General features: G+C 39.3%; 21 protein-coding genes. 16 read left to right on the forward strand and 5 right to left on the reverse strand.

Going from position 1 to position 15,223, the window contains the following annotated elements; translation table 11 throughout:
- Positions 1–6: 6 nt before the first annotated feature.
- Both ACXYSN_RS01015 and galE read left to right on the forward strand, forming a co-directional pair.
- Positions 7–1,107, forward strand: coding sequence for an NAD(P)/FAD-dependent oxidoreductase (locus ACXYSN_RS01015; RefSeq protein WP_458635847.1), 1,101 nt, complete (start codon positions 7–9; stop codon positions 1,105–1,107).
- Between the two features lie 100 nt (positions 1,108–1,207).
- On the forward strand, positions 1,208–2,227 hold the full coding sequence (galE, locus tag ACXYSN_RS01020; RefSeq protein WP_458624737.1) for a UDP-glucose 4-epimerase GalE: 1,020 nt from the start codon (positions 1,208–1,210) through the stop codon (positions 2,225–2,227).
- Between the two features lie 207 nt (positions 2,228–2,434).
- Here galE and ACXYSN_RS01025 read toward each other — a convergent pair whose 3' ends face one another.
- Positions 2,435–2,638, reverse strand: a complete 204-nt coding sequence (locus ACXYSN_RS01025) for a ferredoxin (RefSeq protein WP_441348017.1) — start codon at positions 2,636–2,638, stop codon at positions 2,435–2,437.
- 45 nt (positions 2,639–2,683) lie between these two features.
- Between ACXYSN_RS01025 and ACXYSN_RS01030 the strand changes: the two genes are divergently transcribed.
- From ACXYSN_RS01030 to pdxT, 6 genes are all read left to right on the forward strand, one after another.
- Positions 2,684–3,166 carry an SAG1386/EF1546 family surface-associated protein gene (locus tag ACXYSN_RS01030; protein WP_006149846.1) on the forward strand — a complete coding sequence of 161 codons (483 nt, stop codon included), beginning with the start codon at positions 2,684–2,686 and terminating at the stop codon, positions 3,164–3,166.
- An 8-nt stretch (positions 3,167–3,174) separates the two neighbouring features.
- Positions 3,175–3,846, forward strand: a complete 672-nt coding sequence (gene cmk / locus ACXYSN_RS01035) for a (d)CMP kinase (protein WP_458635848.1) — start codon at positions 3,175–3,177, stop codon at positions 3,844–3,846.
- A 137-nt stretch (positions 3,847–3,983) separates the two neighbouring features.
- Entirely contained in the window at positions 3,984–4,322 is a 339-nt protein-coding gene (locus ACXYSN_RS01040) for a zinc ribbon domain-containing protein YjdM (RefSeq protein WP_441348019.1), read from the forward strand.
- Between the two features lie 2 nt (positions 4,323–4,324).
- Entirely contained in the window at positions 4,325–4,957 is a 633-nt protein-coding gene (locus ACXYSN_RS01045) for a Pr6Pr family membrane protein (RefSeq protein ID WP_458635849.1), read from the forward strand.
- A gap of 138 nt (positions 4,958–5,095) precedes the next feature.
- The gene (gene pdxS / locus ACXYSN_RS01050) at positions 5,096–5,971 is read left to right on the forward strand and encodes a pyridoxal 5'-phosphate synthase lyase subunit PdxS (protein WP_045615501.1); all 876 of its coding nucleotides are present in this window, start codon (positions 5,096–5,098) and stop codon (positions 5,969–5,971) included.
- Positions 5,972–6,544 (forward strand): pyridoxal 5'-phosphate synthase glutaminase subunit PdxT, encoded by a 573-nt coding sequence (pdxT, locus tag ACXYSN_RS01055; RefSeq protein ID WP_458635850.1) that lies wholly within the window; start codon positions 5,972–5,974, stop codon positions 6,542–6,544.
- A gap of 183 nt (positions 6,545–6,727) precedes the next feature.
- Here the strand turns inward: pdxT and trhA are convergent, their stop codons facing one another.
- Together trhA and ACXYSN_RS01065 are read right to left on the reverse strand one after the other, a co-directional pair.
- Positions 6,728–7,375: a PAQR family membrane homeostasis protein TrhA gene (gene trhA / locus ACXYSN_RS01060; protein WP_458635851.1), complete on the reverse strand. Its 648-nt coding sequence runs from the start codon at positions 7,373–7,375 to the stop codon at positions 6,728–6,730.
- 4 nt (positions 7,376–7,379) lie between these two features.
- Positions 7,380–7,820, reverse strand: a complete 441-nt coding sequence (locus ACXYSN_RS01065) for a DUF1836 domain-containing protein (RefSeq protein WP_458635852.1) — start codon at positions 7,818–7,820, stop codon at positions 7,380–7,382.
- 133 nt (positions 7,821–7,953) lie between these two features.
- Here ACXYSN_RS01065 and ACXYSN_RS01070 point away from each other — a divergent pair, with 133 nt between their 5' ends.
- The 7 genes from ACXYSN_RS01070 to trxB all read left to right on the forward strand — a co-directional run bounded on the left by ACXYSN_RS01070 (position 7,954) and on the right by trxB (position 12,309).
- Positions 7,954–8,454 (forward strand): N-acetyltransferase family protein, encoded by a 501-nt coding sequence (locus ACXYSN_RS01070; protein WP_458636402.1) that lies wholly within the window; start codon positions 7,954–7,956, stop codon positions 8,452–8,454.
- Positions 8,447–8,959: a methylated-DNA--[protein]-cysteine S-methyltransferase gene (locus tag ACXYSN_RS01075; RefSeq protein ID WP_458635853.1), complete on the forward strand. Its 513-nt coding sequence runs from the start codon at positions 8,447–8,449 to the stop codon at positions 8,957–8,959. Before ACXYSN_RS01070 ends, ACXYSN_RS01075 begins: the two co-directional genes overlap by 8 nt.
- Positions 8,960–8,971: 12 nt before the next feature.
- Complete coding sequence (locus ACXYSN_RS01080; protein WP_458635854.1) at positions 8,972–9,328, forward strand: Spx/MgsR family RNA polymerase-binding regulatory protein; 357 nt, start codon at positions 8,972–8,974, stop codon at positions 9,326–9,328.
- 156 nt (positions 9,329–9,484) lie between these two features.
- Positions 9,485–10,285 carry an amino acid ABC transporter permease gene (locus ACXYSN_RS01085; protein WP_458635855.1) on the forward strand — a complete coding sequence of 267 codons (801 nt, stop codon included), beginning with the start codon at positions 9,485–9,487 and terminating at the stop codon, positions 10,283–10,285.
- Positions 10,285–11,028, forward strand: coding sequence for an amino acid ABC transporter ATP-binding protein (locus ACXYSN_RS01090; protein WP_004253930.1), 744 nt, complete (start codon positions 10,285–10,287; stop codon positions 11,026–11,028). Before ACXYSN_RS01085 ends, ACXYSN_RS01090 begins: the two co-directional genes overlap by 1 nt.
- Before the next feature lie 79 nt (positions 11,029–11,107).
- Entirely contained in the window at positions 11,108–11,332 is a 225-nt protein-coding gene (locus tag ACXYSN_RS01095) for a DUF4059 family protein (protein ID WP_006152536.1), read from the forward strand.
- A 65-nt stretch (positions 11,333–11,397) separates the two neighbouring features.
- Complete coding sequence (trxB, locus tag ACXYSN_RS01100; RefSeq protein ID WP_458635856.1) at positions 11,398–12,309, forward strand: thioredoxin-disulfide reductase; 912 nt, start codon at positions 11,398–11,400, stop codon at positions 12,307–12,309.
- Between the two features lie 33 nt (positions 12,310–12,342).
- On the opposite strand, the gene rlmB is transcribed toward trxB, so the two are convergent.
- On the reverse strand, positions 12,343–13,071 hold the full coding sequence (gene rlmB / locus ACXYSN_RS01105) for a 23S rRNA (guanosine(2251)-2'-O)-methyltransferase RlmB (RefSeq protein WP_458635857.1): 729 nt from the start codon (positions 13,069–13,071) through the stop codon (positions 12,343–12,345).
- 44 nt (positions 13,072–13,115) lie between these two features.
- Entirely contained in the window at positions 13,116–13,727 is a 612-nt protein-coding gene (def, locus tag ACXYSN_RS01110) for a peptide deformylase (protein ID WP_458635858.1), read from the reverse strand.
- Between the two features lie 159 nt (positions 13,728–13,886).
- Between def and ACXYSN_RS01115 the strand changes: the two genes are divergently transcribed.
- Entirely contained in the window at positions 13,887–15,206 is a 1,320-nt protein-coding gene (locus tag ACXYSN_RS01115; protein WP_458635859.1) for a CapA family protein, read from the forward strand.
- Positions 15,207–15,223 lie beyond the last annotated feature (17 nt).

Consider the following 15,223-nt stretch of genomic DNA (forward strand, 5'->3'; position numbering starts at 1 on the left):
AAGACAATGAAAAAAGTTGCCATTGTAGGAGCAGGGATTGTAGGGGCAACGGCCGCCTACTACCTCTCTAAAGAAGCAGATATCGAAGTAACTGTCTTTGATCATGGATACGGCCAAGCGACCAAGGCAGCTGCAGGAATCATTAGTCCTTGGTTCTCTAAACGACGTAATAAAGCTTGGTACAAGATGGCTCGCCTAGGAGCTGATTTCTATGTGGATTTATTGGCTGATTTAGAAAAATCTGGTCAAAAGGTTGATTTCTACCAGCGCTCAGGAGTCTTACTTCTCAAAAAAGATGATTCCAAGCTCGAAGAACTCTATGACTTAGCCTTGCAACGTAGGGATGAATCTCCCTTAATTGGCGAATTAGCCATTTTGGACCAAGCTACTACAAGTAACCTATTCCCTGGATTAGAGGGATTTGAGAGATTGCTCTATGCTTCTGGAGGAGCTCGAGTAGATGGACAACTTTTAGTTAGTTGCTTGCTTGAAACCAGTCAAGTAAAGGTGGTAAAGAAAGAGGTTAGTCTAAAACCTCTATCATCGGGCTATCAAATAGACAATCAAGTTTTTGATCAAGTTATTTTATCTACGGGAGCTTGGCTTGGACACATGTTAGAGCCCTTAGGATACGAGGTGGATGTTCGTCCTCAAAAAGGACAACTTAGAGATTATCAAGTGCCACAAGATATGGGAACCTACCCTGTGGTTATGCCAGAAGGTGAGTGGGATTTGATACCATTTCCAAGCGGTAAATTATCTTTAGGGGCTACTCATGAAAATGACATGGGCTTTGACTTGACAGTGGATGAAACCTTGCTCGATCAAATGGCTGAGGCAGCGAGTCTATTTTATCCTAGCTTAAAAGGTGCAATGATTAGTGAAGAACGTGTAGGAATTCGAGCTTATACGAGTGACTTTTCTCCATTTTTCGGACTGGTCCCAAATTTATCAGAAGTCTATACAGCAAGTGGTCTAGGATCTTCAGGGTTAACGACTGGTCCTATTATCGGTTATCACCTAGCTCAAATGCTTCAAGGAAGAAGTGGAGTATTGGATCCAGCAGATTATCCAACTGAGAGATATATTAAAGAGAAACAATCGTAAATCTTTTACCTAGTTTTTACGGTAGTCTTAGGAAAGTAAATGACTTTCCCTATCAAAAATGGTAAAATGAAAAAAATAATCCAAGAATTGAGGAAATAAAATGCAAGAAAAAATTCTGGTTACAGGTGGAGCAGGTTTCATCGGAACTCACACTGTTATTGAATTGGTTCAAGCCGGACACCAAGTAGTTGTCGTGGATAATTTGGTAAACAGTAGCCGTAAAAGCTTAGAAGTGGTGGAAAGAATTACTGGCGTAGAAATTCCTTTCTATGAAGCAGACATTCGTGATACTGAAACTCTTCGTGATATTTTCAGAAATGAAGAACCAACAGGAGTGATTCATTTTGCTGGTTTGAAGGCTGTAGGGGAATCTACACGTATACCACTAGCATACTATGATAACAATATTGCAGGTACTCTCAGTCTCTTGAAAGTCATGGAAGAGACAAATTGTAAAAATATCATCTTTAGCTCATCAGCAACAGTATATGGAGATCCTCATACAGTTCCAATCTTAGAAGATTTCCCACTTTCAGCTACTAACCCTTATGGTCGTACCAAGCTAATGCTTGAAGAAATCTTGACAGATATCTATAAAGCCGATTCAGAATGGAACGTTGTGTTGCTTCGTTATTTCAACCCAATTGGAGCTCATAAGAGTGGTGACTTAGGTGAAAATCCAAACGGTATTCCAAACAACCTTTTGCCATATGTGACACAAGTTGCAGTTGGTAAGTTGGAACAAGTTCAAGTATTTGGGGATGACTACGATACTGAAGACGGAACAGGTGTACGTGACTATATCCACGTTGTTGACCTTGCGAAAGGACACGTTGCAGCACTTAAGAAACTTCAAAAGGGTTCAGGTCTAAATATTTATAACCTTGGTACAGGAAAAGGTTACTCTGTTCTTGAAATTATCCAAAATATGGAAAAAGCTGTTGGTCGCCCAATTCCTTACCGAATTGTTGAACGTCGCCCAGGTGATATTGCAGCTTGCTACTCAGATCCAGCAAAAGCTAAGGCAGAGCTCGGTTGGGAAGCAGAACTTGGTATTACAGAGATGTGTGAGGATGCATGGCGTTGGCAAAGTCAGCATCCAAATGGATTTGAAGATTAAATAAAAAGAGGTATTATAGAAAAAGAGGAAGAAATTCCTCTTTTTTAACAATCAATAGAAAATAGCAACTAAAAATCCATCAGTTATAAAAATGTTTAACGAACAATTAAAATAGAATAAAATAAGTCTGTAAAAAGACTATAAATTTCTATAAAAATATGCTAAACTAGAGGGAGTGGAAAATAGAGGTCTATGCTCCACCAAAATTTAAGATTCATCTTTGATCAGAGCGCGGGTAGGGCAATTTTTAACGGCTTCTAAAACATCGTCGCTGCAAGTGATTTCTCTCTCTAATTGCTCAGAATCATCGAAAAAACGGACGATGCCATTATCATGGTAATCAAATAAATCCGAATAAGTTTGGCAAAGCCCACAGGCAATGCAGCGTTCAGGTATAAGCATAATTTTCATATTTACATTGTAATAAGAAATTAAAAAAAACTCAAGGAGTAAGGTATGGAAAAGGAACCGTGGCAAGAAGATATTTATGAAAACCAGGAAGAAGAAACAAGAACAGAACGTCGCCATCGTAATCAATATGATTCAGGTATCTTGGCTAATCATATTTTAACTGTTTTAGCAATTATTTTCTTTGTGATTGTTGTTGGGATGATAGTCGTACTAGTTTACTTGTCATCTGGTGGAAGTGACCGCACTTCGACATTGAAAGATTTTTATGATTCTTCAGCTCCAAAAGTAGAAGAAGTTACAACAGTGGCTACTACTGCTCAGTCAACAGAAGCAGAGACAACTCAACAAGAACATACAGAGGCGCATACTGATTCTGAAGGAACTATTACAGTTTTGCCAGGAGAAGGGGAAGCAGCGATTGCAGCTCGAGCAGGGATTTCTATTGCTCAACTTGAAGCTTTGAATCCTGGTCATATGTCTACTGGGACTTGGTTTGCAAATCCTGGTGATGTCCTTAAGACAAGATAGGAGTAACGATGAAAACAATTCAGATTGCTATTGATGGACCAGCTTCTAGTGGTAAGAGTACAGTAGCTAAGATTATTGCTAAGGACTTTGGCTATACTTATCTGGATACGGGTGCTATGTATCGTGCTGCGACTTACATTGCATTGAAAAACCAAATTAGTCCAGATGAGCCATCTCAACTTCTTGAATTATTGGAACAATATCCAATTAGTTTTGGTCGCGCTGAAAATGGAGACCAGCTTGTTTTTGTTGGAGATGTTGATGTGACAAATCCGATCCGAGAAAATGAAGTAACCAACGCTGTTTCTGCTTTTGCGGCAATTCCAGCTGTTCGTGAAAAATTGGTAGCCCTTCAGCAAGAAATTGCCCAACAAGGTGGTATCGTTATGGATGGCCGCGATATTGGAACAGTAGTCTTGCCTCAAGCTGAATTGAAGATTTTTCTAGTAGCATCTGTAGATGAGCGTGCGGAACGCCGTTACAAGGAAAACCTTTCAAAGGGTATCGAAACGAATTTGGAAACTTTGAAGGAAGAGATTGCTGCGCGTGATTATAAAGATAGTCATCGTGAAACTTCACCTCTCAAGCAAGCCGAGGATGCAATCTATTTGGATACGACTGGACTCTCTATTTTAGAAGTTGTTGAAAATATTAAATCAGAAGCACAAAAACATTTATAAGAACTATAAAAACGATGAACTGAATTTCGGTTTGTCGTTTTTTATCATGATTTGTCAAATAGTCTGTTTTAAGGTATAATAGTTGCTGTTAAAGAAAATTTGACATTCAAATAATCATAAATTTTTAAGGAGATAACATGAGTCAATTACCAAATTGCCCAAAATGTAATTCAGAATACGTATATGAAGATGGCACACTTCTCGTTTGCCCAGAATGTGCTTATGAGTGGAATCCTGCTGAGCAAGCAGAAGCTGAAGAAGGTCTTGTTGCCATCGATGCAAATGGAAATAAACTTGCTGATGGAGATACAGTCACTTTGATTAAGGACCTTAAAGTCAAAGGGGCTCCAAAAGATCTCAAACAAGGAACTCGTGTGAAAAATATCCGTATTGTTGAAGGTGACCACAACATCGACTGTAAAATTGATGGTTTTGGCGCTATGAAACTTAAATCAGAATTTGTGAAGAAGATTTAATCATGATTAAAAACGAAAAAGTAATATTTTATAGTCGTATCTTTTTATTTATAGCAGCCTTTACCGGTGTATACTTGGAGATTACTAAACGCGGTGGTCTAGGGATGTTGCTTTACTACACAGTACTTTCTAACCTTTTGGTTGTAATCTTTACAGGCTATCTTTTGTTAAAGATGCGAAGTGGTGGTGATAGTTGGCAGAGTCCTGGTATTCTACGTCTCAAAGGTGGCGTCACTATGAGTATTATGATTACTTGTGTCATCTATCATTTCATGCTTGCTCCTTTGACGACAGATTTTTACCGTTTGGAAAATTTCCTTTGCCATTATATTGTCCCTCTCTGGTTTTTGGCAGATACAATTATTTTTGACAAGAGTCGCCAATATAAGTTGGTTGATCCCATGCTTTGGACCAGCCTTCCTTTGCTTTATATGATTTTTGCCCTCTTAAACGGTTTTGTTCTAAAGATGGATGTCCCTAATGCTAAGGATAGTCCCTTCCCATATTTCTTTTTGAATGCTACCAAACATGGTTGGGGCTTTGTCTTTAAATGGGCAGCCACTATCTTTGTTGCTTATATGGTTTCAGGATATCTCTTTTATCTTGTGAAAAGTATTAAAAAATCTAAGAAATAAAAGTACCCCTATTTGGGTGCTTTTTTTGTGATAGAAATAATTGTACCCGGACAAATTGATTTATTTTATCTTGTTATGTAGTCTTTTTTACCTTACAATAAAACTGTAGCTACCAATACAACTATTGAGGAAGAAAAAATGACTGAAAATCGTTATGAATTAAACAAAAATTTGGCACAGATGCTCAAGGGTGGCGTCATCATGGACGTTCAAAACCCTGAACAGGCAAGAATTGCAGAGGCTGCAGGTGCAGCAGCAGTTATGGCTTTGGAGCGAATCCCAGCTGATATTCGTGCGGCCGGTGGTGTCTCTCGTATGAGTGATCCTAAGATGATCAAGGAAATTCAAGAAGCAGTCAGCATTCCAGTTATGGCTAAGGTTCGAATTGGGCATTTTGTTGAAGCTCAGATTTTAGAAGCCATCGAGATTGACTATATCGATGAGAGTGAAGTGTTATCTCCAGCTGATGATCGTTTCCATGTGGACAAGAAAGAATTTCAAGTTCCTTTTGTTTGTGGTGCAAAAGACTTGGGTGAAGCCTTGCGTCGTATCGCTGAAGGAGCATCGATGATTCGTACAAAAGGAGAGCCAGGAACAGGAGACATCGTTCAGGCAGTTCGCCATATGCGTATGATGAATCAAGAAATCCGCCGCATTCAAAATCTCCGTGAAGATGAACTCTATGTCGCAGCAAAAGAACTCCAAGTTCCAGTAGAATTAGTTCAATATGTCCACGAACATGGGAAATTACCAGTTGTCAACTTTGCAGCTGGAGGCGTGGCAACACCAGCAGATGCAGCTCTTATGATGCAACTCGGTGCGGAAGGCGTCTTTGTCGGATCTGGAATTTTCAAGTCAGGTGATCCTGTCAAACGTGCAGCAGCTATTGTTAAGGCTGTTACGAATTATCAAAATCCTCAAATTCTAGCTGAAATCTCTGAAGATTTAGGAGAAGCCATGGTAGGTATCAACGAGAACGAGATCCAAATTCTCATGGCTGAGCGAGGAAAATAGATGAAAATCGGAATATTGGCCTTGCAAGGTGCCTTTGTAGAACACGAGAAAATGCTTGCTCAACTAGGAGTACAAAGTATTGAACTGCGAAACCTAGAAGATTTTCAGCAACATCGAAGTGAGCTATCAGGTTTGATTTTGCCAGGAGGTGAGTCAACTGCCATGGGCAAGCTCTTACGTGATCAGCAAATGCTAATTCCTCTAAGAGAGGCTATTCTCAATGGTTTACCAGTCTTTGGAACTTGTGCGGGTTTAATTTTGCTAGCAAAACAAATCACTTCTCAGGAGGAAAGTCATCTAGCCACCATGGACATAGTAGTAGAGCGCAATGCCTATGGACGTCAGCTAGGAAGCTTTTATACTGAGGCAGCCTGTAAGGGTGTTGGCAAAATTCCCATGACCTTTATCCGAGGTCCTATTATTCGTGAAGTTGGTGAAGATGTCGATGTTTTAGCAATCGTGAATGATCAAATCGTTGCAGCGCGAGAAAAAAATATGCTAGTGACCTCGTTTCATCCTGAGTTGACAAATGATGTTTGCTTACACCAGTACTTTATCGATATGTGCAAATAAAAAAGAGAGTAGGACAGAAATCGGTCATTCGTTAGAATTCGATTTCGTCGTCCCACCTCCGCACAGTTGAGTAGGGCTGTAAAAGCTGATGAAATCAGCCTAGTAGAGCCCACTCAACCACTGCGTCTTACTCAACAATCAAAAGACAATTGAGAGGCTAGGACTTTTGTCCCAGCCTCTTTTTTATATATAATAAACAATGGCAATGTATTGTAGAGCTGAAGCTGCTAAGATAAACAGATGCCAAATCATGTGGAAGTATGGTTTTTTCTTGGCATAAAAACCAGCTCCAACAGTATAACAGAGTCCACCAGAAACCATGAGGCTCCAGAAGATAGGAGTTGTCTGGCTGATGATTGCTGGTAAGATAGCCAAGACTAGCCATCCCATGATGAGGTAGAGAATGAGACTAAATTTTTCATTAACTTTCTTGGCAAAGATTTTATAGAGGATGCCAAAGATAGTTGTTCCCCACTGAATAGCGATAATGAGATATCCAAACCAGTTATTCATCAGAGTCAAAACGACAGGAGTATAAGAACCTGCAATCGCAACATAAATCATGGAGTGGTCAATAATGCGTAGGACATACTTATGAGTAGAACCATAAGCCATCGAATGATAAATAGTTGATGATAAGAACATGAGAAAGAGGCTGATAACGAAAATCGAAACCCCAATGGATGATAAGAATCCGTGAGCTTCATAACTGTAGGTTGATGAAATGGGAAGTAAGATGAGCATCACCAATGCACCGACAGCATGGGTGACACTGTTGGCAATTTCTTCTCCAAAACTAAGGCGTTTACTAAGTTTGAGACTAGTATTCATTTGGTTACTCCTTTTCAGATTCTGTGTAAACGAGTGCTAGTGTTTGATGATAGAATTTGACGGTTTGACAACTTGCTTGGATAATAGGATTGGCTGGGTCAATGTCTTCGTTCATATAATCCACAAAAGCATTGTAGAGTTCTTCTGAATTAGCATCTGTGTGTAGGGTATTTAGGGTTTGAGCAATTTCTTGGATCGAAAAAACGGACTTAAGAGTCGTAATAGCAATCAAACGGGCGATTTGTTTGCGTTGGTATTTTTTCTTTTCAGGTTTTGTCAGATAGCTGTGTTTGACATAGTTATTGACCATAGAAGCTGTCAAGCCTTTCTCCTTATCGAGAGAAACTGGAGGACAGATCTGATTGACATAGAGCAGAACCTGGTCCAGGTAGAGATTGATATTTGGAATTTCTTCCCATTTTGGATAGGAAAAAGTAGTTTTCATTTCCAACTCCTTTTATCTAGTTTTCATAACTAGATTATAAAATAATAGAAATTATAAGTCAAGTTTCAAGTGCTTGTAGAAAGAAATAAATTATGCTATGATGAGAGAAAATAGTATGAAACGAGGATCGATGATGGAGATTCGCTTAGCCTTTCCAAACGAAGTTGATGCCATTATGCAAGTGATTGAGGAAGCAAAGAAATGCTTGGCAGATACTGGGAGCACCCAGTGGCAAAATGGCTATCCAAATACGGACACGATTATTGAAGATATTATCTCTGGTCAAGCCTATGTCGCTTTGGAAGAAGGAGAGCTCTTAGCTTATGCAGCAGTAACCAAGAGTCCAGAAAAAGCTTATAAAGCCATTTATGATGGCAACTGGGAAGGAAAAGAAACAGAATACTTAGTATTTCATCGTATCGCAGTTGCCAGTGATGTGCAAGGGCAAGGAGTTGCTCAGACCTTCTTGGAAGGCTTGATTGAAGGCTTTGATTACCTAGATTTTCGTTCTGATACACACGATCAAAATAAAGTCATGCAACATATTTTTGAGAAGCTTGGTTTTAAACAAGTTGGGAAAGTTCCAGTAGACGGGGAACGCTTGGCCTATCAGAAAGTAAAATCAAATGTCTAAAAAGTATGTCAAGATGCTATACAGTTCTCCGATTGGTACCTTATCTCTGTTAGCTGATAACCATTATCTGTTTGGGATATGGGTCGAAGAAGAGAGCGATTTTGAGAGAGAATTATCTGAAAATGATGTAAGAGTCGTTGAAAGTCATCCCGTTTTAAATCCAATCATTTCCTATTTAGATACCTATTTTAAGGGGCAAGATCCGGACTTGTCTGAATTGCCTTTAGCACCTGTCGGAAGTGACTTTGAAAAAAGAGTTTGGAACTATTTGCGTAGAATTCCTTTTGGTATGACTGTTACTTATGGACAAATAGCCAAGGACTTGCAGGTAGCTTCTGCTCAAGCAATCGGAGGAGCAGTAGGTCGCAATCCCTGGTCTATCCTTGTACCCTGTCATCGTGTGCTTGGTGTGGGAAATCGTCTAACAGGATATGCTTGGGGACTCGAAAAGAAGGCTTGGCTCTTGAGACATGAAGGTGCGACATTTAAAGAGAATAAAAAATAGAAAGAGAAGAAGATGTTAGAATTTATCGAATACCCAAAATGTACAACTTGTAAAAAAGCAAAGAAAGAGTTAGATCAACTCGGACTAGAATATAAGGATGTTCATATCGTAGAAGAAACTCCGAGTGAAAAGGTTATTTTAAACTGGCTCGAAACTTCGGGATTTGAATTGAAGCAATTTTTCAACACTAGTGGAATCAAATACCGTGAACTAGGATTGAAAGATAAGGTTGGAACTTTATCCAAGAAAGAAGCAGCCAAACTCTTGGCTAGTGATGGTATGCTGTTGAAACGTCCAATACTAGTTGAAAATGGTGCTGTAAAACAAATTGGCTATCGTAAGACATACAAGGACTTGGATTTGAATTAGTTTTTTTCTATCTCCTTGATAGTTAAAATATATAACCTCCTACTTTTAAAGTATGATAAACTAGAAGATAGATGATGTCTGATATGCTCGTAGCAAATATTTTTAATTAGAGCATAAGTATGATAGAATGAATCATTATCTTGAGAGGATGTTTCTATGAATGTTACAACGATTTTAGCATCTGATTGGTATCAAAATTTGATGCAATATATACCGGATGGCAAACTGTTTAGTTGGCGTTCTGTTTTTGATGGGATTCCAAGAATTCTACAGCAATTACCGACAACTTTGATGTTGACAGTATTTGGTGCTTTTTTTGGAATTATGCTAGCCCTTCTTTTTGCCATTGTAAAAATCAATCGCGTTAGAATTCTTTATCCATTACAAGCCTTTTTTGTTAGTTTCTTAAAAGGAACTCCTATTTTAGTACAACTCATGTTGACCTATTACGGAATTCCTTTGGCACTTAAAGCCTTGAATCAACAATGGGGAACTGCATTTAATATCAATGCGATTCCAGCTGCAGCGTTTGCAATTGTAGCCTTTGCCTTTAACGAGGCAGCCTATGCTAGTGAAACCATCCGTGCAGCCATTCTTTCTGTAAATCCTGGTGAGATTGAAGCTGCTCGCAGTCTTGGTATGACACGTGCACAAGTTTATCGCCGTGTGATTATTCCAAATGCAGCAGTAGTTGCGACACCAACCTTGATTAACTCCCTCATTGGATTGACCAAGGGAACTTCCCTAGCCTTCAGCGCGGGTGTCGTAGAAGTCTTTGCCCAAGCTCAAATCTTAGGTGGTGCAGATTATCGTTATTTCGAACGTTTTATCTCAGTAGCTCTAGTTTATTGGGTTGTAAATATTGCTATTGAAAATCTTGGTCGTTTCATTGAAAGAAAAATGGCGATTTCAGCACCAGATAATGTTGAGACAGATGTGAAAGGAGAGCTTCGCTAATGATTAAAATTTCAAATTTAAGCAAATCCTTTTCAGGTCAGACCGTTTTGGACCATCTGAACTTAGATATTCAAAAAGGAGAGGTCGTTGCTCTTATTGGTTCATCAGGAGCAGGAAAATCAACCTTTCTTCGTAGCCTAAATTACCTGGAAACTCCTGATAGTGGAAGTATTCAGATTGATGATTTCAAAGTGGATTTTTCTCAAATTACGCAAGAAGAAATCTTGACTCTTCGTCGCAAACTATCTATGGTGTTCCAACAGTTCAATCTGTTTGAGCGTAGAACAGCGTTAGACAATGTTAAAGAAGGCTTGGTGGTAGTTAAAAAATTATCAGACGAAGAAGCGACTGAAATTGCTAAGGAAGAGCTAGCTAAGGTTGGACTTTCTGATCGTGAACAGCATTATCCGCGTCACTTGTCAGGGGGGCAAAAACAACGGGTAGCTATAGCGCGTGCTCTAGCCATGAAACCAGACGTCTTACTCTTGGATGAACCGACTTCAGCACTTGATCCAGAATTGGTTGGTGAGGTAGAAAGATCGATTGCCAATGCTGCAAAATCAGGTCAAACCATGGTTTTGGTTAGTCATGATATGTCATTTGTTGCTCAAGTAGCTGATAAGGTTTTATTCTTGGATAAAGGAAAGATTATTGAATCTGGAACACCGGATGAGATTATCAACCATCCTAAAGAAGAACGAACAAAAGAATTCTTTGCTAGTTACAAACGAACCTATATTTGATATAATAGAAGATAAGAAAGACTCAGTTGGCTAAGCTAACTGGGTTTACTCTTTAAAAATAATAGAAATGAGAGAGAGCATGCTAGTTCAGCTATTTGCTTTATATTTAGAGAGTTTGGTTTTGACGATTTTACTAGTCTTGGTTGTCTTAGGGATTTGGATTGGTTTAAGAGCTCTATCAGGTGTGGATAAAACTGCTAAGGAGCGTCAGGCTCACCTCTATGATATGATTATGATTGGAGTTCTAACAATTCCAGTATTGTCTTTTGCAACCATGAGCATCTTGTTAGTTCTCAAGGCTTAATAGTTGTCAAATAGGATTTTATCCGTTAGAATAAGAATAGTTACAACAAGAAAGAAGGAAATAGAATGTACGATACGATTATTATCGGTGCAGGTCCTGCTGGGATGACTGCAGCCTTGTATGCAGCTCGCAGCAATCTCAAAGTAGCTTTGATTGAAGGTGGTCTTCCTGGCGGTCAGATGAACAATACTTCTGACATTGAAAACTATCCAGGTTATGCTAACATTAGTGGACCTGAGTTAGCAGAAAAGATGTTTGAACCTCTTGAAAATCTAGGTGTTGAACATCTCTATGGCTTTGTAAAAAATATTGAGAACCATGGTGATGTTAAGAAAGTAATCACAGACGATCAAGAATTTGAAACGCGCACAGTTATCGTAGCGACTGGTTCAAAACATCGCCTCTTAGGAGTTCAAGGAGAAGAAGAATTGAATAGTCGTGGAGTTTCCTACTGTGCGGTTTGTGATGGAGCCTTTTTCCGTGACCAAGATTTGTTGGTTGTAGGTGGTGGTGACTCAGCGGTTGAGGAAGCAATCTTCTTAACACAGTTCGCCAAATCTGTAACCATCGTTCACCGTCGTGATGAACTTCGTGCCCAAAAAGTCTTGCAAGACCGCGCCTTTGCCAATGATAAAATCAACTTCATTTGGGATTCTGTTGTCAAAGAAATCAAGGGTGAAAACCGTGTGGAGTCAATTGTCATTGAAAATGTTAAAACAAATCAAGTGACTGAACATGCCTTTGGAGGTGTCTTCATCTATGTTGGTTTAGATCCAGTTAGCGATTTTACAAAAGATTTACAAATCCAAGATGAGTCAGGTTGGATTGTGACAGATGACCACATGAGGACAAGTGTTGCAGGTGTCTTTGCAGTTGGAGATGTTCGTCAGAAAGACCTTCGCCAAGTTACAACAGCAGTTGGAGATGGTGCGATTGCAGGTCAAGAAGCCTATAAATATATTACTGAACACAGTTAAAAAAAGTTTCCAATCAATTGATTGGAAACTTTTTTATAATCGATTGCGGAAGACTTCGTACATAAGAATAGCAGCAGCAACGCTTGCATTGAGACTCTGTACATGTCCATTCATTGGAATAGTGATCATCTCGTCCACTTGCTTTTTGATGTTACTTGAGATACCTTTTCCTTCATTGCCGATAATGAGGGCGACCTTTCCACTGGTGTTCCATTTGTGGCAAGGAGTTCCATTCATATCAGTTCCAAAGGTCCAAAAGCCTTCTTCTTTTAGTTTGTCCAAGGTTTGACTAAGATTAGTGACTCGGGCAATAGGAACATGTTCAATCGCACCTGTTGCTGTTTTTGCTACGACAGGAGTGACGCCGACAGCTCGGTGTTTGGGAATAATAACACCTGAAACATTGGTTGCATCCGCTGTTCTCAAGATAGAACCGAGATTATGTGGGTCTGTTAAACCATCAAGAATTAGCAGTAGTGGGTTTTCTTCTTGGTGTGTTTTTGTAAGAATCTGCTCAAGTTCTGTATAGGCAAATTCAGAAACACGCAAAACAAAACCTTGGTGAACAGCACCCTCAGTCATTTCAGAAAGTGATTTTTTTGAAGTCCAAGAGATAGTTACTTTCTTTTCTGTAGCTAGTTCCTTAACCTTTTCTACATTTTTTCCTCGTAGATCATCTTGGAGATAGAGTTTATTTCCTGTGTTTGCTAAAAGTGCTTCCGTAACGGCGTGAACGCCATAGACAATATCATTTGTTTTCATGGCTCTATTATAACATAAAACCCCGTCTTGCAACGGGATTTTCTTTATTCGAGAATGAGTAGGCCTTCTTTGATTTCAAAGGGATCTTTTTCGTTAATTCGATCGTAAAACATAATACCATTTAAGTGGTCAATTTCATGTTGGACAACGATTGAGTTGTAGCCTTTTAGCTTGATACGATGTTTTTCGCCATCCTTGTCAAAGTAGTCAACAGTCACTCGAGCATGACGGATAACATAACCAGGTACAGCTCGATCGACTGATAGACAACCTTCTCCCTCGCCTAGAGCAGCATCTTGAACTGAGTGTGAAACAATCTTAGGATTGTACATAACAGCTTGTAAATCATAGGCTTCCTGAGGTGTCTCATCATCCTCAGTGATATTTGGAACCAAAACAGCGATGATGCGTTTTGAGATGTCCAATTGTGGTGCTGCAAGTCCAACACCTCCACGAAGACCTAACTTTTCAGCCATAACTGGGTCTTGTGAATGTTTCAAAAATTGCATCATTTTCTCACCGAGGATAATATCTTGATCACTCAATGGGAAAGTGACCTCCTCAGCAACAGCACGTAGGGTTGGATTGCCCTCGCGAATAATATCTTTCATATCGATTAAATGAGAAGCTTTTGTAATACGTTCTATAGCAGACATGTTCTCTCCTTCCTTCCATTACAATTACATGATAACACAAAACAGATGAGAAAGAAAGTGACAGAAGCCGTTAAAAAATAATAGAATAAAAGGAAATACCTATTTGTCTGTGGTATAATAAGATAAGGAGACTTGCATCAAAAAGCAAGGAGAAAAAAGATGGAAAAACGCAGTAGTAGAAATCAAAATGGTCCTATCTTTCGGCTTGTCGGGAAATTGATTCGATTTTTTAGGAACTATCACCAATGGAGTAATAAAACCTTTATCGCTGTTTTGTTGATTGCCGTTGCAATCTCAATGGCTTTGACTTTATTAGCCGAGGGGCTAAAGGGATTTCCATTGACCAGTAGTAGTATAACTGTCGTAAGTCAGACAGCTGATTCTAAGGAGAAAACTACGGCAACAGAGCAAGAAACAAGTGCTCGGATCATGGCCAATGGTGATTTGCTCTATCATGACATTATCTATATTTCAGCCAAAAAATCAGATGGTACCTATGATTTCCATGAAAATTTTGAATACGTAAAGCCTTGGCTTAAGCAAGCTGACTTAGTTCTTGGTGATTTTGAAGGAACTGTAAATAAAGATCACTATCTTGCAGGTTACCCCTTATTTAATGCACCTGGTGAAGTCATGGATGCTATAAAGGATGCTGGCTATCAAGTGCTAGACTTGGCTCATAATCATATCTTGGATTCTCAAATTGAGGGAGTAGTTTCAACCGCAGATGCGATTGAAAAAGCTGGAATGGCACCAATCGGAGTCTACACTCATGAACCACGAGATAAAGCACCTATTGTCATCAAGGAAGTCAATGGTATTAAAGTTGCCCTTTTAGCTTATTCCTATGGTTTTAACGGAATTGAACAAAGCATTTCTCAAGAGGATTATAATCGTTATCTTTCAGACTTAGATGAAGATAAAATGAAGGCTGAAATTGAACGAGCAGAGAAGGAGGCGGATATTACAATTATCATGCCTCAGATGGGAGTTGAGTATCAAATTGAGCCGACTGAGGAGCAAAAGAAACTTTACCATAAAATGATTGATTGGGGAGCAGATATTATCTTTGGTGGTCACCCTCACGTTGTTGAACCAGCTGAAACGGTTGAAAAAAACGGTGATAAAAAGCTTATCATCTACTCTATGGGGAATTTTATCTCAAATCAACGAATTGAAACCATGCAGGATGTTGAAAATGCTAAGTGGACGGAACGTGGAGTCCTCATGGATGTGATCATTAAGAAAAAATCTGGTAAAACAACGATCGAGACGGCTCAAGCACATCCAAGTTGGGTGAGTCGGACTCCTAAGGGAGGTTATTCTCCAGAAGGATACCCACTCTATCTATACCAAACCTATATCTTGGAAGATTTTATAGAGGGTGGGAAATACCGTAGTCAGTTAGACGAGGCGACCAAGGAACGGATTGATACAGCCTATAAAGAAATGAATGAGCATGTAGGTTTGAAATGGTAGTGACTAAAAAAGAGGAG

This window comes from Streptococcus sp. V869 (genome assembly GCF_054353515.1).

Coding starts and splice junctions, on each gene's coding strand:
- ACXYSN_RS01030 (WP_006149846.1), top strand. CDS start 2,684: ATGGAAAAGGAACCGTGGCAAGAAGATATTTATGAAAACCAGGAAGAA.
- ACXYSN_RS01115 (WP_458635859.1), top strand. CDS start 13,887: ATGGAAAAACGCAGTAGTAGAAATCAAAATGGTCCTATCTTTCGGCTT.
- cmk (WP_458635848.1), top strand. CDS start 3,175: ATGAAAACAATTCAGATTGCTATTGATGGACCAGCTTCTAGTGGTAAG.
- ACXYSN_RS01045 (WP_458635849.1), top strand. CDS start 4,325: ATGATTAAAAACGAAAAAGTAATATTTTATAGTCGTATCTTTTTATTT.
- ACXYSN_RS01065 (WP_458635852.1), bottom strand. CDS start 7,820: ATGAAAACTACTTTTTCCTATCCAAAATGGGAAGAAATTCCAAATATC.
- ACXYSN_RS01090 (WP_004253930.1), top strand. CDS start 10,285: ATGATTAAAATTTCAAATTTAAGCAAATCCTTTTCAGGTCAGACCGTT.
- pdxT (WP_458635850.1), top strand. CDS start 5,972: ATGAAAATCGGAATATTGGCCTTGCAAGGTGCCTTTGTAGAACACGAG.
- ACXYSN_RS01015 (WP_458635847.1), top strand. CDS start 7: ATGAAAAAAGTTGCCATTGTAGGAGCAGGGATTGTAGGGGCAACGGCC.
- ACXYSN_RS01080 (WP_458635854.1), top strand. CDS start 8,972: ATGTTAGAATTTATCGAATACCCAAAATGTACAACTTGTAAAAAAGCA.
- galE (WP_458624737.1), top strand. CDS start 1,208: ATGCAAGAAAAAATTCTGGTTACAGGTGGAGCAGGTTTCATCGGAACT.
- ACXYSN_RS01095 (WP_006152536.1), top strand. CDS start 11,108: ATGCTAGTTCAGCTATTTGCTTTATATTTAGAGAGTTTGGTTTTGACG.
- ACXYSN_RS01025 (WP_441348017.1), bottom strand. CDS start 2,638: ATGAAAATTATGCTTATACCTGAACGCTGCATTGCCTGTGGGCTTTGC.
- ACXYSN_RS01075 (WP_458635853.1), top strand. CDS start 8,447: ATGTCTAAAAAGTATGTCAAGATGCTATACAGTTCTCCGATTGGTACC.
- trhA (WP_458635851.1), bottom strand. CDS start 7,375: ATGAATACTAGTCTCAAACTTAGTAAACGCCTTAGTTTTGGAGAAGAA.
- ACXYSN_RS01070 (WP_458636402.1), top strand. CDS start 7,954: ATGGAGATTCGCTTAGCCTTTCCAAACGAAGTTGATGCCATTATGCAA.
- pdxS (WP_045615501.1), top strand. CDS start 5,096: ATGACTGAAAATCGTTATGAATTAAACAAAAATTTGGCACAGATGCTC.
- def (WP_458635858.1), bottom strand. CDS start 13,727: ATGTCTGCTATAGAACGTATTACAAAAGCTTCTCATTTAATCGATATG.
- ACXYSN_RS01040 (WP_441348019.1), top strand. CDS start 3,984: ATGAGTCAATTACCAAATTGCCCAAAATGTAATTCAGAATACGTATAT.
- trxB (WP_458635856.1), top strand. CDS start 11,398: ATGTACGATACGATTATTATCGGTGCAGGTCCTGCTGGGATGACTGCA.
- rlmB (WP_458635857.1), bottom strand. CDS start 13,071: ATGAAAACAAATGATATTGTCTATGGCGTTCACGCCGTTACGGAAGCA.
- ACXYSN_RS01085 (WP_458635855.1), top strand. CDS start 9,485: ATGAATGTTACAACGATTTTAGCATCTGATTGGTATCAAAATTTGATG.